The following is a 15454-nucleotide window of genomic DNA, read 5'->3' on the forward strand; positions in this document are numbered from 1 at the left end:
TTATCAAAAACATCGCCTACTTTTTCATTCTCTATACATTCTGAGAAATGGCTAGGTGAATGCATGTATCATCCCCGATAAAACCAGCCAATAAAACATGGCCTGGCTTTATCATATCTATACTTTCTTCTATTATATGCCTCGTTATGATTAGGAAGCTTGTGCTTGTTTTAAATATCTATTAAGTAAGACATCCAATTCTTGACTGTAATCTACTACAATAGGGTGGGTGAAACCAAGATCCTTTGCTTTTTTATACATAATTCTTCGTTTGATCTCAATTTCCGCCTTCAAGAATTGTTTAAGTAATAAGTTAACCAAGATATTTTCCTCCTAATTTTTTATCCATATTCTTGAAATAAATTTTTATGACCTCGATTCAACTTTTTCATTGTATATCACTTATATTAAAAAAAATGTCACATTGTGTATCGTTTCTTAAATTCGTAATTTAGTCATAGATAGGGTACTTCATCCTATTTAGCTCGATTGAAAATTTTTATGTATTATAGATAAATAATACTGTTAATTTCCCTTTTTATATAATTTAATACATGACTTAAAACCCTATTCATGTGCTGGATAGGGTTATTCACGTTCTTTGTTTTAGAAAATATTAAAGGGAAAATAGAGAAGTCTTAAGTCTTTTATACTAAGAAAAAAGTTGTGATTAGAGATTGAATTTTCCGATAATTAAGCGTGGAATTCATATCTTGTCACATTTTAGCAAATTCCCTTTTTTGTTGTTTAGAAATGGGGACATTTCATTGTCTATGGTGAAATGTTGAGAATTTTTGAAATTAATGGAATAATGGATGGTAGATGAGGTGATGCAGCGCATGATGAAAAAACTGGTTTCCATCATTGCTTTTTTAAGTTTACTAACGGCATGTGAAAGGGAGAAGCCCTTCCAGGAACCGACCATTGTGTATGACATGGATACGACATCGACATCCACATCCACTGAATTTAGCTATGTAGCTGATTTATCTTTGGAAAAAAGAGAGGCCTATCAAGCATTTTTAAACGATGGAGAAATTCGTCATTTGCAGACCTTTTCGCCAGAGGAAATGCTGCTAATTATGTTTGATTTAGTGGAGGAACCTCGTATGGATGCATTGTATGCGATTACTTACAGCAATGATGCATTCCCCACAAAAGAATTGTTTGAGCAATACTATACCGATTCACTTGCAGGTGATTTGCTTGTTACCTATTTCATGTATAGATTTTATGATCGAATAGTGATTAATGAATCGAGCAGCCCTGATTTACAGGTCGTTCAACTGGAAATTTCCGTTGGGAGTCAGCGCTACATAAAAACATACGCTCTGCAACAGCAAGAGGGGATTTGGAAGGTTCATTTAGCTAAAGATCAAAGAGGAGAAACAGATGACTGAAATTTATTTTGTTAGACACGCACATGCTCATTATTCAGAGGATGAATATCATCGTCCACTATCTGCTCAGGGACAAAGGGATGCAGAGTGTGTCACAAATCTTTTGAAGCATCATCGAATCGATGCAGTTTATGCTAGTCCTTATCGTAGAGCCATTCAAACAGTGGAGGGGATTGCACAGGCTCGTCTTTTACCCGTTCAAACGATAGATGCTTTAAAAGAAAGACAACTTGCTACTGGGAAGCTGGAGGATTTTCATGCAGCAGTTCAACGGGTGTGGCAGGAGCCAAGCTTTGCATGGGCAGGTGGGGAGTCCAATCAACAGGCAATGGCTCGCGCTATTCCAAGTTTGCGAAACATCCTTCTCACGCATCCACAGGAGTCTTTCGTTATCGGTACACATGGCAATATCATGGCATTGATGATGCAATATTTTGATGCCCAGTACGATTATGCATTTTGGCAAACGTTAAGTATGCCAGATATCTATCGATTAGCCTTTCAAGGGCTATCCTTACAGGAAGTAACACGCGTGTGGCAAGAGGACTGAACAAAAAAAGAGATACTACAGCAATCATAGTATCTCTCTTGTGCTATTCTGTTAATTCCTCTCCCAATCGGAGCGTAAGAGGCCAAATAAAACTACGTCATGGAATGTACCGAAGCGGAAAATTTCTTGGCGTAAAATACCTTCTTTTGTGAAGCCACATTTTTCATAGGAGCGAATAGCTGCTGGATTAAAGCTAAAAACCTGAAGCTTGATTTTCTGAACAGCTATATATTGGAAGATAAAATCAATAAGCGTTTTCATTGCATCCGTGCCATAGCCCTTGCCGTGCCACTCTTTCCCAATTGAAATGCCCACTGAGCAAGTGCTATTTTGCCAATTCACTGCATAAACGCCACAGGAGCCTATTAACTGTTGTGACGCTTTTTCATAGATACCGAAAAAGTATTCCTCCTTCTTTCCGCTGATACTGTTAAAGAAAGCGGTGTGATCCTCTACAGTTTGTGGAAAGGGAATCTCATCATTAGCAAGTAGCAAAGAGGTGATTTCGCTTTCGATTGCTATAAAAGCCTCTAGGTCAGCAGTAGTCATTTGTTGTAAAGTGATCGATTGACCTGTTAAAAATGTTTTCAAATAATGTTCCATTATTGTATTCTCCCTTATATAAGGGCTGCAAGTAGCGTTACAACCCTACGATTGTTGGTAATATTTTCACGTCTACTGCATCTTTCACACTCATAAATCCACCCCTTTTTTTGTGCATACTTCCATAGTAGCATGAGGGACTAAGAGAATGGAAGAAATTATGTTAAAATATGTCATAGTTAAAGAGAGAGAGGGATTAAGATGCGCACAACATATTTTGCGAATTTATTACAATACTTACCACAAGAAGAGCAGCAACAATTACAACAGGCTTTTGGTGCTTCAGAGACACAAATTCAGGCCTTGTTAGAAGTATTTCCGAACTGCCCACAAGCTTTGGTGGAGCTATTACAGGATGTCAATGGTACATATTATTGTCAGCATGGGCAAGAAACGATCTGTGTTTTAGTGCTAGGCTCTGATTTAGGGGATTATCCGTATTATTTAAAATCGGTGGAGCAAATCGTGAAAGATTATCATGACAAGCGTGAAACAATTTATGAGCGCTATCAGGAATTTTTAGCGTATGTGGAAGTAGATGAAAAGATTAATATGCATGTCCCGTTAAATGAACGGCTCTGCTTTGCAGATTGTATGAATAATGGGGGCACATCAAGCCTATATATTGATTTTACGCCAAATGAAGCGGGACAAGTTGGCCAGGTGGTTCGTTATGTCCATGATCCTGATAGCTTTGAGGTGATTGCAGCTTCGTTTGAGGATTATTTACAGCAACTTATAGAGGGAGACTATGAATTCACCGCTATTTACGAGGAGGAATTCGAGTGACTATGCAGCTCATGTTCTATGAGGACAAAGCAAAAAATTTAGTAGAACAATATACCCTAACAGAAGAGCAGCTACGCTATACAAAGTCTCCAAAAGAAAGCATTGCACTTGCTAAGCAGGATAATAGTCGGCATGCCATTTTAGCAATGGACGGTAACAAGCTAGTCACGTTCTTTGTCTTACATGAAAAAGAGGGGGTGACGCCTTACTCCTCCAACGAACAGGCGCTATTAATCCGTTCCTTTTCCACTGATTTTTATGAGCAGGGCAAAGGCTATGCCAAGACAGCACTCCAATTATTGCCTGACTTTGTTCGCAAGCATTTCCCATCCATCAATGAGCTGGTGCTCGGGGTCAATGTACCAAATAGAGCTGCTCAAGAACTTTATAAGCGATGTGGCTTTGTCGATGAAGGCAGACAGGCGATGGGACTTCGAAATGAGCTAAAGGTGATGAGCTACTATATGAAGGAGGTTGAAAATTGAGCCATCATATAATTGAAGCAAGAATGGAGCATTTACAAGCACTTTGTACAATCGATCAAGAAGTAATTGGAGATTCATCCAGAGCGGAAGAAATTCAGCAAGCTATCAAAGAGAAACGCTGTTTGCTATACCAATCCGCCGATACCATTGGGGGGTTTTTGCTATTTAGCAATGACTTTTTTGGCTATAGCTTTATTTCCTTAGTCATTGTCAAGCCGTCCGAGCGCAGAAAGGGGATCGCATCTGCCTTAATGACCGCTTATATCCAAATGGCTAAAACAGCAAAGGTTTTCTCCTCTACAAATCAGTCCAATAGGCGTATGCACCAGCTTTTTCATAACCTAGGCTTTGTCAAAAGCGGTTTTATCGACAACTTGGATGAGGGAGACCCGGAAATTATTTATATGAAACAAGCCTCACCACAAACATAGGGTGAGGCTTTCGTTTATTTTTTTGCTTTGATGAATAAAAAGGATGGTCTGCGTAGCTCCTTTTCAATAGAAGGAAGCTGTTGAATGGCTGCTGTGCTTGGAATTGGTTCTACGATTTTATCAATGGTTAACCCATGGGTAATCAATGTATTGACCAGTGTCGCTATAGTGCGATGATATTTGACAACACCATCCACCAACCATGTTTGCTTACGCAAGCCTTCTTCCTGGTAATGATCCACAGCATAGTGCAGACGTTGATGATTGTCATCATATACCCAATTATCATCTGTTGTATGACGAGCTGTAGCAATAGGATGCTCTACAGAGAAAATAAATACACCGTTAGGACGTAGCATGTGAGCAATTTGACCAATGACCGCATCGAAATCTTTGACATAATGAAGAGATAGGGAGCTGGTTATACAATCAAAGCTAGCCGAAGGAGCTTCATAATCCTCTATTGCCTGTAGCTGATAGTCAATTTGTGAGTGGGCATGCTCCTGTTTAGCGACGGACAGCATATTGCTCGAAACATCTAATGCGGTTACGTGCTTGGCTTGATGGTCGATACAATACTTGGCGAAATCCCCCATACCACAGCCAATATCGAGTACCTGTAAATTTGTCAACGGTGGAAGTAAAGCCTTCATCGTGGGCTGCTCCAAAAGACGGTTATAATTAGATGCTTTTTGTCTCAATGTCTTGTATTGATGAAAAAATATCGGATTATCATAAATATTTTGTTTCATTAAAGCCTCCAGTTTATGAAACATAACGTTATGTTATTTGTGCGCATCATTATTGTCCCATGTAGATAGAAAAAGAAATAGACTTTTATTACAATTTTTTGTAAGATGTAGATAGAGGCATACCATTTTTTGATACAGTTATCTTCCATTTAATGGGATATTTTATCGTTCCCTCTACATAATGATTGATCCTACCAAGCACATCCCCATTTCCATGTCATAAAAATGTAACAATTTGAAAAAATAAAAATATTTAAAGGGAAAACATGGCACTTCTTACACGCTATAACGTTCTTACTATTTGGAAGCATATTCCGAAAAAGAGACGTTGGAGGGATTCTATTGAATCAAGAAAGTTTATTATCCATTAGTAGCAATGCCTTATTTATTGCCTTTATTCTACTACTCATTGCTATTGTGCCATTAGGGCTAGCAGTCAAATCAAAGAGAAAAACATTCGGTAAGCTAGGACTATTGCTCACTTATATAGCCTTTGCCCTACAGCTCGTGTACTTTGTTGTAAGATGGGTGGCGGTTGACCATGCACCTGTCAGTAATATGTATGAATTTATGACGTTCTTTGGCATCATGCTTACAGGAAGTTACTTAATTATCCATTTCTTATATAAGCAAATCGTGGTTGGCTTATTCACGATTCCTGTATCCTTAATCATCCTTGGTTATGGAAGCGTTTTCGCGAAGGAAGTATCGCCGCTTGTTCCATCATTACAAAGTCACTGGTTAACAATTCATGTCATGACTGTGGCCTTTTCTAGTGCCATTTTATCTGTATCCTTTGCTACAGGTTTAATTTACTTATTAAGAACGCTGGATGTTTCCAAAAAAACTATCAGTACATACGGGCTTGAGTTTGTGTTGTATTGTTTGGTGGTTGTCATTGGCTTTATTGGCGTATCGACGTTTTTCAGCCTTGCCACAGAAGAGGTGCAGGTACAATTCGATAATGCACAGGGACAGCAAGAAAAAGCCACTTACTCCATGATGCCCCTGATTGTCAGTAAAGGAGCCGTCACCGAGAAGGGTGAAGCAATCGGTGGTGTCGAAATCACAAATAAAATAGATGCCAAGAAATTAAACTCGATTGTCTGGGCATTTATCGTGGGTACTATTTTATATGGTGTCATTCGATTCATCACAAGAAAATCAGTGAGTGCCTTATTAAAGCCATGGACAAGCCGCGTACAGCCACAATTAATGGATGAGATTTCCTATCGCGCAGTTGTTATCGGCTTCCCATTATTTGCATTAGGTGGCCTGCTATTCGCCATGATTTGGGCGCAAATTGCCTGGAGTCGCTATTGGGGCTGGGACCCGAAAGAGGTGTGGGCATTAATTACCTTTTTATTCTACGCAGCCTTCCTCCATTTTCGCTTATCCAAAGGCTGGGAAGGAGAAAAAACAGCCTGGTTGGCCATCATCGGCTTCGGCATTATTGTGTTCAACCAAGTATTTGTCAATCTAGTCATTGCCGGCTTACATTCTTATGCCTAGTTAGAGGTAGGGGGTCTTGACTCCTAAGTAATCCTGACTGAGTGAGGAGGAGCCCGCTCTAAAGTGAGGAGAGAGCGCTCAAGCTAGTCAGGTAATCGCTCCAAAGTGAAAAGAAAGCGCTCAAACTAGTTAGGTAACTGCTCCAACTAGTGAGAGAACCTCTTAGCTTTGGCCATCCTTTTCTTCTTATTAAAATATTCAACCGAAAAAAGCATTACGAAATGCATGTAGCACTTCGTAATGCTTTTTATTAATTATTTTTTGCGAAGTAGTCTAGCGTTGCTTGACCTAAAACGTTGGCGGCAATTCGTAATGAGCGCTCGTCGATATCGAATTTCGGATGATGGTGTGGATAGACTTCCTCCCAATCAGGGTTTTTTGCCCCTGTGAAGAAAAACGCACCGGGGATTTCCTCTAAGAAATAGGCAAAGTCCTCACCGCCCATATTGGGATCAACTATTTCAACAGTCTCAACATCTGCAATTTTCTCTGCGGACGCCATTATATGCTCAGTCTCTGCATCATGGTTCACAACTGGCGGATAGCCTCGCACATATTCATACTTGTAATCGGCTTTTGTTAAATAACAAGTTGCCTTTAAAAGCTCTTCGATTTCATGCTCTAACAAACTACGCTCCTCCTCGTGGAAAGTGCGCACCGTACCCTTCATGTACACTTGATCAGCAATGACGTTGAATGGATTTAATGCCTCAATATGGCCAATTGATACTACTGCTGGACGTAATGGGTTGATGCGACGTGCCACAAGCTGCTGTAAATTTGTAATAAACTGAGCTGCAAGGACAATGGAGTCCTTGGTGTCACTTGGGTTTGAACCATGGCCGCCCTTGCCTTTTATCGTTATATAAATACCATCTGCTGCAGCCATTAATGGTCCTTTAGCTGTTTGCACTTTGCCAAGATCAGTGGGTGCCCATAAATGTGTCCCAAAAATAACATCTACACCTTCTAAGCAGCCATCTCTAATCATCGAAATAGCTCCACCTGGCGCAAGTTCCTCAGCATGCTGATGAATAAAGACGATTGTTCCTTCTAAATCATCCTTCATTTGATTAAACGCCTTCGCTAAGATTAAGAGGGAAGCTGTGTGTCCATCATGGCCACAAGCATGCATACGCCCTTTAATTTTCGATTGGAAAGGTAAGCCGGTTTCTTCCGTAATGGCTAAAGCATCAAAGTCTGCTCGTAACGCTACTGTTTTCCCTGGTTTTCCACCAACTAGCTTTGCCACAACTCCATTGCCACCTACACCTTCACGAACCTCATGACCTAATGCACGATGAAAGGCAGCAATGGTTTTTGGCGTTTCAACTTCCTCAAAGGAAAGCTCAGGATTTTCATGGAAATGACGACGAAGCTGTATTGTCTCTTCTTCATAATGTTTTAATAAATCTGCTAACTGTTGTTGTAATGTTGTCATTCTCTAACACTCCTTATTTTAAGTAAATATAATCTCCAGGGCCAAGCGGTAAACCTAGTAGGAACCAAATGGCGAAGAGGATAATCCAACCGATTGCGAAAAACACCGAGAACGGCAATAAAGAAGAGATAAGCGTGCCTATACCGATATTTTTATCATAGCGCTTTGCAAATGATAGTAAAATCGCGAAATACGGTAACATAGGGGTAATTGGATTTGTAATCGAATCCCCTACACGATAGGCCATCTGGGTAACCGCTGGGGAATAGCCTAAGTATAAGAACATTGGTACGAAAATTGGTGCAAGTAAAGCCCATTTTGCAGAAGCACTGGCGATTAATAGGTTGACAAAGGCACAAATTAAAACAAATCCTATCATCATTGGTAAACCTGTAAAATTCAATGCTTGTAAAAGCTCTGCACCTTTAATGGCTAAAATAGAACCAATATTGCTCCAGTTGAAAAAGGCAATCATTTGTGAAGCGGCAAATGCTAATACAATAAATGGTGCCATATCTGCAATGGATTTAAAAATTTTCTCTGCAACTTCCTTATCGTTTTTAACCTCCTTCGCTGCTATCCCATAGGCAAGCCCAGGTAATAGGAAGAAGAATAACATGATAGGTACAATGCCTGCCATGAAAGGTGAGTTTAAAAAGCCACCTGTGGCAGGATCTCGTAAAAGACCGTTCGACGGTATGACTGTAAAAGCAATGACTAAAATATAAACTAGCGTTACGATTCCAGCCCACTTTAATCCTCTCTTCTCTAAAGCTGTCAATGGCTCTAGCTTTTCAATTTCACCGTGAAAAGAACCAAAGCGAGGCTCTGTAAACTTCTTTGCAACCCATGTACCAATAATGACTAATAAAAACGTCGAAGCAATTAAGAAATAGTAGTTCATCGTTGCACGACCAGTGTACGCGGGGTCTGCTATTTGTGCTGCTGATTCTGTAATCCCTAATAATAATACATCTAGAGAGCTAATTAATATGTTCGCACTGAAGCCTCCAGCTACAGCTGCATATGTAATAATTAAGCCTGCTAATGGATTTCGACCAATACTCATAAAAATCATGGCTGCAATTGGTGGTAAAATGATAAATGCCGCGTCAGCCGCTAAGTTACCAACTAAACCTGTAAAAATGATAAAAGGTACAATTAATTTTGTAGGTGCTGACATCACAATTTTCTTCATGACAGCTGAAATTAAGCCTGTTTGCTCAGCTAAACCAATACCAATCATTGTCACGATTACTAGCCCTAATGGAGCGAAGCCTGTAAATGTTGAAACCATCTGCGTTAAAATTAAGATAAGTCCTTCTTGACTTAGCAGATTTTTTACTTGAATGACATCTTCGGTCCCAGGTTGAACTGCTGAAATACCGAGCATGGATAAAACCCATGATAAAACTAGTACTACACCTGCTAGAATAATAAATAACGTGATAGGGTCCGGTAGCTTATTACCTGCACGCTCGATTTTATCTAACATATTGTCAATCCAAGATTTTTTCTTAATTGTTTGTGAATTCCCTTGCATAAATTTCATCTCCTTTTATACTTTATTAGACTTAACCTTTAAGAATCCAATGTCTCTATTTTAAGACATTGAAAATCTATGTCCTTTATACAAAGAAACCATATTTTCTGACTATTTTCAATATTTATTTTTTATTAAGGAGCTATATGTATGTATAAAATTAATGTTTTTACCGCAAAACGCTCACTTTCATGGGTTCAACAGCTTGAAAAAATTAAACCCTCTTTTTGTGAATTTCATTACTATGCTTATACTGATTTTGAACATTTGAATGAGCTTTTAGAAAAGTATTTGGAAGGGGGAGATGGAGCGCTTTTTAGCGGACAAATTCCATATTTTTATGCTCAAACGCATTTTCAAGAAGCAACGGTACCCATGCATTATTTTGATATTTCAGAGCGTGATTTTTACCGTACCGTTACGGAGCTTTTTTATGAGAAAAAGATTGCTATGAATCGCATTGCCATCGACTTTTGCTATGAGGAAAACGGCTATTTGGGCATTCATGAATGGTCGATAGGAAAAAAACCTTATCTTTTTAGCCAAACGATGAGCGAGTACGCAAGTAGCGATATTGTCGATAAAGCTGCTGAATGGCATCTACAATTGCATAAGGAAAACAAGGTTGATTTGAGCTTTACCCGCATTGCAGAAATACGGGAGCGCTTAGCTGATCAAAATATACCATTTATCGCTTTTTACCCGTCTCAATATGCCATGCAATTAACATTAGATCATTTTCTCAATCAACTGCGAATTCGACAGCTTAACCAAAATAAAGTAGTGGTAGTGCATATTTTAATTCCGATCGATAAATCGAATATAGAAGACCTAGAATATCGGCAAATTGCCTTATATAAAACTATATTAGATTTCAAACAACTGTATGCTAGCTCATTTATCGTACATCGTGAGGCATCGTTTATTGCAATTATCACGACGTATAAGCAATTTTTAAGTACAACGAATCGTTATTCACATTGTCATTTAGTTGATTTTTTAAATGAGAAGCTATCGTTTCCTGTCAGAATAGGGTGGGGAATTGGTGACTCTCTAATTGAAAGTCAGGAGTTTGCTAAAAAAGCCGCAACCCTCTGCTCTTCAAAGGAAACACAGGGATACATTATTGAAAATTCAAGAGAAATCGGGCCTTTACTATATGGAACGATGCTACAGTTTGACGATGAAAAACAACAGCATCTAAAAAATTTAAGTACGACATATGATATTCCCTTATTACAATTACAAAAAATAGAAGCGATGCTGGAAAAACTAACGACAACGATCGTCAGTGGAGAACTGCTCAGTACACATCTTGGCATTACGGTACGCTCTGCAAACCGTATTTTAAAGCAGCTCCATGAGAAAAATTTAGCACACGAATTACCAAGCAACACGTCCACCACGCGTGGACGCCCAAAAAAGTATTATCAAATTCATTTATATTAGTCAGGATGGAATGGTTCATACGGTGGGGCTACCTGTGCAAGTTGATAGGATGAATAAATCCTGACACAGGAAAAAGAGACATCCATTTACGAATGTCTCTTTTTATATGCACGTCTATGTTAAGTGAAGATTATAGTTTCACTACATTCGTTGCTTGAGGTCCACGGCTGCCTTCTTCTACGCCGAATTCAACTTTTTGGCCCTCTTCTAAAGTTTTGAAGCCATCAGATTGGATAGCTGAGAAATGTACGAATACATCATTGCCACCTTCAACTGCGATGAAGCCAAAACCTTTTTCTGCGTTAAACCATTTTACTGTACCTTGTGTCATGTAAACACCCTCCCAAAAAAATTCAACAATCAATTGCTTCTATCACATATAAAAAACGTATTCAAAAGCTCGTATTACTTTTGAATACGTGTTTTTAATCATAGCAATGAAGTAATGTAATTATTACCCTTATTATAGTACAGAATTGTTTGTATATCCAGTAAATTCCGTTTTTAGTAAGGAAAAATTTACATTTGTAATCTAATAGTAAAGAAACGCTATTTCCTCATTATTTAATCCATGCTTTTTCCTTCGCAACAATGACAGCCTCTGCCCGCGATTCTACATTCAGCTTGACGAATAGCTTCGATAAATAGTTCTCCACCGTGCGCTGGGTGACACCAATTGCAGAGGCGATGGCTTTATTTGTACAACCTTGGGCAACGAGCTGTAGTATTTCCTGTTCCTTATCGCTCAGTAGAACCTCCTGCTGCACATTCGGCAGGTTGGTGCGTTGCTGTACAAAGTCTAAGAAATCGGCTGCCAGTAAAATCTCACCTCTTATGGCTGCTTGAATGGTTTGGATCACTTGCTCCTTTGTCGCTAGCTTTGATAATAGACCGTCAATTTTTTTCTCAATCAATAGCTCATAATAATCGGAAAGTTCGTAGCCTGTGTAAAGAATAATCAATGCATCTGCTTGTTTTTTCTTAATCATCTCTGATAGTTGAATGCCGTTGATTGGCTTCATATTGATATCAATGAGAAACAACTGAAAGGTAGCTGTATCCATTCTTGATAAAACGGCTGCGCAATCCTGTTCTGTTTCGATTTGAACATTGGCTAAATCCTGCAACAATGTTTTCGTACCATCTAAAACGACAGGATGGTCATCTATAATAAGTATGTTCATCATATGAATCCCCGTCCTCTTGTATTTGTATATAAATATGCATGCCCTCGTTAAGGCTCGATTGAATGGTAATGTCACCATTAAAAGCACGGACACGTTCGCGAATGCCATTAATGCCCATTGATGCAGAGGACTGTATTAAATCGTCAATGTCGCAGCCTATACCATTATCATCGTATCGAAGGATAAAGCCTTGAGGGATTGCTTGTAATTGAAGCGAAACCTCTGTTGCTTCGGCATGCTTGATTGCATTATTTAACAGCTCCTGAACAAGACGATAGACTACGAGATGCAGGGTGACATCCTGAAATTCTACACGATCAATTTGGGCGCTTAATAAAAAATCAGCCCTTATTTTTACCTTTTGAATGAGTTTTTTTAATGCCATTTGTAAACCAAAGGTATCCAATAGTGGGGGACTTAAGTTCTCGCAATATTCTCGTAAGTCCTTCGTTGCATTCAATAGCTGCTCGCGTATAGCTAGCACGGTCTCCTTCTGAATAGTAGGGGAGCCAGCTAGGACATCAAGCTCTCTGGCTAAATGAAGCTGCTCCTGCAAAATGGTATCATGTAATTCCTGTGCTAAAATACTCTTTTCCTTCTCAATAATATTCCATAGCAATTTATCGAGCCAAGGAAGCGGTGTATCACTGGTATTTTTTATATGCTGAATTTCACGCACTAAATCCTCAATTTGCTGTAAGTTATTGATAAACATGGACACATACAGTGCAAGCAATTCTAACCAAAGTAGCTCTTCCTTTTGCAGAGCATGGCGTATTTCTAACATAATCTTTTCCTCACCAGCATCATGTAACAGTAATTGCGGATAGTAGCTTACATGCTGTGGAGAATCGTCTGTTATTGTCCGAATATGAAACGCTGTGGTTCCAAGCTTCTCGGTGATTTCATATTTAAAACGATCCAATAATTCTTGTTGGTTTTTTGCTTTGCCCATACGCTGAACGGCTGCATATAAATTATGTACATAATTTCCAGTAGAAGAGAAGATAATTTTTCGATACTTAAAATCAATGCGTTCTTTTATATAAAAGCTTGCAATGATCACCATAAAGACAAGTAAAAAAATACTTGTGACATGGACGATGGATAGCTCCCCCATAAATAACAGGGCAATCCCTGCTGTCAACAGAAGCGCACTGAAAAAGGCTAGCGTTGAATAATAGCGTAATCGTGATAATTGGTATTCAATATCAAATAATCGTTCGTTCACCTGAATGAACAGAAAAGAGAACGGAATAAATAATAAAAACAATGCGGCGATTTCAGCGTGTAATATCGGCTTATGTCCTAATATTTCAGGTGTAACGAAGAATAATAAAAAGGGTAAAAACGGCACGATAAAGGCAAGCGCAATTAAACGAATTTTGGCCAATTTAGTACGTAAATAACTCGTTACTAAAATAAAAATTGCATAGACTACCAGGACAGCAAATAAACTTAGGTTCAATATAGGTGTGAACTCACGTAATGATGGCTCAATTTCCTCCATTAGATAAAAGCCAGGGATGAACAGTATTACTAAGTACAGCCATTTGCTGTGAGGGTAGGTCCACTTAATTTGTAGGTATTTGAAAAAGTGTTGTAAAAAGTGAATAAAGAGAACCATGCATAAAATAATACAGCTACTAATGACAAACATCCCAATCATATTTCCTCTAGCTGATGCGCCAGTACTGATATAGGCGGTCGAACAAGTTAATAAAAATAGGATCAATAAAAACGTTGAAAGATTATTTTGATTGCGTCGCCAAACATAAAGTGCGACACCAAAAGCTAGGAAAAAATAAAAGATAGGGAACAAAATTTGCAAATATAATTCTTCTGGCATGTCTCGATGTTTGACAGCAATGGTTTGAATACTCTTATCAGCCTTTTGGATCGTTAATGCATTGGCGCTTCTAACGATCATTTGCTGTTGAACGTAGCGATTCTCCATGGCTGGCTGCCCATCGATAGCCACAATAATATCCCCTTTTTCAATATTTTTTTGCTCTGCCCATAGAGGGTAATAGCTATCCACAAAAACAGGCTGACCTTTTGTCGTATCGAGAGTGAGACTCACAAAGGGTGTTTTGATGGTAATACCTAACACATAAATACCGAGTATTAAGTATGTAAGAAAAATACAATAAGTACATTTTTTCATTGTTAAACCTCTAATTTGCTTATGATCATAATCTCCTATATATTATCGCTAATTATTGATAAATTTGGAATACCGAAATAACGAGTTTCGGAAAACCACTATTGTTTTTTCGGAATAACGAAATAGTGTTTTCGGACATGGCTATGATAGGGTAAATTTAATCATTAGTGACGAATAGGGGGACTTCTGCGTGAAAAAAGGCAATTTAACACTTTTACTTTTTTTTCTCATCGCTATGATCACCATTCCATTGACCACGAAGGCCAAAACGGTGAATCAGGATAAAGTCGAGGTAGAAATTGGTCTCATAGGTAGTGATCATCATTTTGTCTATAAGATTCCGAAGCATTTACATAAGGATATGCCCTATACAGAAATGAAAAATGGCATTCAAGCTTCCTTAGCTAATCATTGGAAAATTGGTGAGACTCGTTATGAGGCCAATAAATCCGATGTTGCCTATACCTTTTATATTCAGGATTTATTTCAAGAAAAGCAGGATGGTCAGCTAAAAGTAGCCATTCCCTATCGTCATCTAGTAGGGATGTTTGGCGAGCAAGATCCTATTCAATTGCGTATTTTAGCAAGTAAATTATCCAAGTGGACTGTCAATACAAAGGATTGGACAGCGCTTGGCTTTATGGAGCCCTTTACTTTTTTAAGTGAACGTGAATATGTCTATGAGGGAGCAGTCCAAGAGTTATTAAACCAAAGAGTGGGCCATTTTGATGGCACCATTCAAAAAAGTCAGTTGCTGTTATACAGTGTCATTTATTTTTGCTTTATGGCTATCCAACTGCTTGCTTGTCTTATTTTATCCAGACGGTTAAAAAGGAAAATCATTAAAAACCCAGACAATATGCATCAGTTCCGTAAACTCAATTACCTGTATCAATTGGTGCCGATTTTGATCATTGTCGCACAAATCGTGTTCCTTGTATTATCGGGTCTGATTACAGCATTTGGATTATACTTTAGTCCTGGCATTGATTTATTAGTGATTGTTGGACCTGTTTTATTAAATATCATCCTGCTGCCCACTTTTTTCGTCACAACAGAGAGTGAAATTTCAAGGGAGCTCAACAATAATTCGTTGTGAAATGGTATAATGATCAACAGCAAACTTGAAGGAGCTGTTGAAGAAA

At 38.6% G+C, this 15454-nt stretch carries 16 protein-coding genes; 8 read left to right on the forward strand and 8 right to left on the reverse strand.

The features are described 5' to 3' along the window. Nucleotides 1–150: 150 nt before the first annotated feature. Entirely contained in the window at nt 151–321 is a 171-nt protein-coding gene (locus MKY76_RS10915) for an aspartyl-phosphate phosphatase Spo0E family protein (RefSeq protein WP_004230265.1), read from the reverse strand. A 518-nt stretch (nt 322–839) separates the two neighbouring features. Between MKY76_RS10915 and MKY76_RS10920 the strand changes: the two genes are divergently transcribed. Continuing rightward, nucleotides 840–1400, forward strand: coding sequence for a hypothetical protein (locus tag MKY76_RS10920; RefSeq protein ID WP_342557833.1), 561 nt, complete (start codon nt 840–842; stop codon nt 1398–1400). After that, the gene (locus MKY76_RS10925) at nt 1393–1950 is read left to right on the forward strand and encodes a histidine phosphatase family protein (RefSeq protein ID WP_342557834.1); all 558 of its coding nucleotides are present in this window, start codon (nt 1393–1395) and stop codon (nt 1948–1950) included. Before MKY76_RS10920 ends, MKY76_RS10925 begins: the two co-directional genes overlap by 8 nt. A gap of 51 nt (nt 1951–2001) precedes the next feature. Here the strand turns inward: MKY76_RS10925 and MKY76_RS10930 are convergent, their stop codons facing one another. Beyond that, nucleotides 2002–2553: a GNAT family protein gene (locus tag MKY76_RS10930; RefSeq protein ID WP_048394516.1), complete on the reverse strand. Its 552-nt coding sequence runs from the start codon at nt 2551–2553 to the stop codon at nt 2002–2004. A 201-nt stretch (nt 2554–2754) separates the two neighbouring features. Here MKY76_RS10930 and MKY76_RS10935 point away from each other — a divergent pair, with 201 nt between their 5' ends. Genes MKY76_RS10935 through MKY76_RS10945 form a run of 3 tightly spaced genes read left to right on the forward strand, consistent with a single transcriptional unit; the run spans nt 2755 to nt 4258 of the window. After that, nucleotides 2755–3342, forward strand: a complete 588-nt coding sequence (locus tag MKY76_RS10935; protein ID WP_048394514.1) for an SMI1/KNR4 family protein — start codon at nt 2755–2757, stop codon at nt 3340–3342. Further along, nucleotides 3339–3827: a GNAT family protein gene (locus MKY76_RS10940; RefSeq protein ID WP_328024716.1), complete on the forward strand. Its 489-nt coding sequence runs from the start codon at nt 3339–3341 to the stop codon at nt 3825–3827. The genes MKY76_RS10935 and MKY76_RS10940 overlap by 4 nt, the downstream gene beginning before the upstream one ends. Continuing rightward, nucleotides 3824–4258 carry a GNAT family N-acetyltransferase gene (locus MKY76_RS10945; RefSeq protein ID WP_054549263.1) on the forward strand — a complete coding sequence of 145 codons (435 nt, stop codon included), beginning with the start codon at nt 3824–3826 and terminating at the stop codon, nt 4256–4258. The genes MKY76_RS10940 and MKY76_RS10945 overlap by 4 nt, the downstream gene beginning before the upstream one ends. Nucleotides 4259–4272: 14 nt before the next feature. Here MKY76_RS10945 and MKY76_RS10950 read toward each other — a convergent pair whose 3' ends face one another. Beyond that, a complete protein-coding gene (locus tag MKY76_RS10950; protein WP_342557835.1) occupies nt 4273–5010 on the reverse strand; it encodes a class I SAM-dependent methyltransferase in 738 nt (245 codons plus the stop codon). Nucleotides 5011–5352: 342 nt separating this feature from the next. Between MKY76_RS10950 and ccsB the strand changes: the two genes are divergently transcribed. Continuing rightward, on the forward strand, nt 5353–6522 hold the full coding sequence (ccsB, locus tag MKY76_RS10955; protein WP_131520323.1) for a c-type cytochrome biogenesis protein CcsB: 1170 nt from the start codon (nt 5353–5355) through the stop codon (nt 6520–6522). Nucleotides 6523–6772: 250 nt separating this feature from the next. On the opposite strand, the gene MKY76_RS10960 is transcribed toward ccsB, so the two are convergent. Then, entirely contained in the window at nt 6773–7963 is a 1191-nt protein-coding gene (locus MKY76_RS10960) for an amidohydrolase (protein ID WP_342557836.1), read from the reverse strand. Nucleotides 7964–7976: 13 nt separating this feature from the next. Continuing rightward, nucleotides 7977–9506 carry an AbgT family transporter gene (locus MKY76_RS10965; protein WP_016993914.1) on the reverse strand — a complete coding sequence of 510 codons (1530 nt, stop codon included), beginning with the start codon at nt 9504–9506 and terminating at the stop codon, nt 7977–7979. 150 nt (nt 9507–9656) lie between these two features. Between MKY76_RS10965 and MKY76_RS10970 the strand changes: the two genes are divergently transcribed. Continuing rightward, nucleotides 9657–10955, forward strand: coding sequence for a hypothetical protein (locus tag MKY76_RS10970; protein WP_048394501.1), 1299 nt, complete (start codon nt 9657–9659; stop codon nt 10953–10955). Between the two features lie 130 nt (nt 10956–11085). On the opposite strand, the gene MKY76_RS10975 is transcribed toward MKY76_RS10970, so the two are convergent. The 3 genes from MKY76_RS10975 to MKY76_RS10985 all read right to left on the reverse strand — a co-directional run bounded on the left by MKY76_RS10975 (nt 11086) and on the right by MKY76_RS10985 (nt 14309). Further along, a complete protein-coding gene (locus tag MKY76_RS10975) occupies nt 11086–11286 on the reverse strand; it encodes a cold-shock protein (RefSeq protein ID WP_004230248.1) in 201 nt (66 codons plus the stop codon). Nucleotides 11287–11515: 229 nt separating this feature from the next. Beyond that, nucleotides 11516–12142, reverse strand: a complete 627-nt coding sequence (locus MKY76_RS10980; protein WP_048394499.1) for a response regulator transcription factor — start codon at nt 12140–12142, stop codon at nt 11516–11518. Next, on the reverse strand, nt 12117–14309 hold the full coding sequence (locus tag MKY76_RS10985; protein ID WP_342557837.1) for an ATP-binding protein: 2193 nt from the start codon (nt 14307–14309) through the stop codon (nt 12117–12119). Before MKY76_RS10985 ends, MKY76_RS10980 begins: the two co-directional genes overlap by 26 nt. A gap of 190 nt (nt 14310–14499) precedes the next feature. On the opposite strand from MKY76_RS10985, the gene MKY76_RS10990 reads away from it, so the two are divergent. Then, a complete protein-coding gene (locus tag MKY76_RS10990; protein WP_342557838.1) occupies nt 14500–15408 on the forward strand; it encodes a hypothetical protein in 909 nt (302 codons plus the stop codon). The last annotated feature ends 46 nt before the right edge of the window (nt 15409–15454 follow it).

This window comes from Lysinibacillus sp. FSL P4-0201 (assembly GCF_038593425.1).
GTDB lineage: Bacteria > Bacillota > Bacilli > Bacillales_A > Planococcaceae > Lysinibacillus > Lysinibacillus capsici.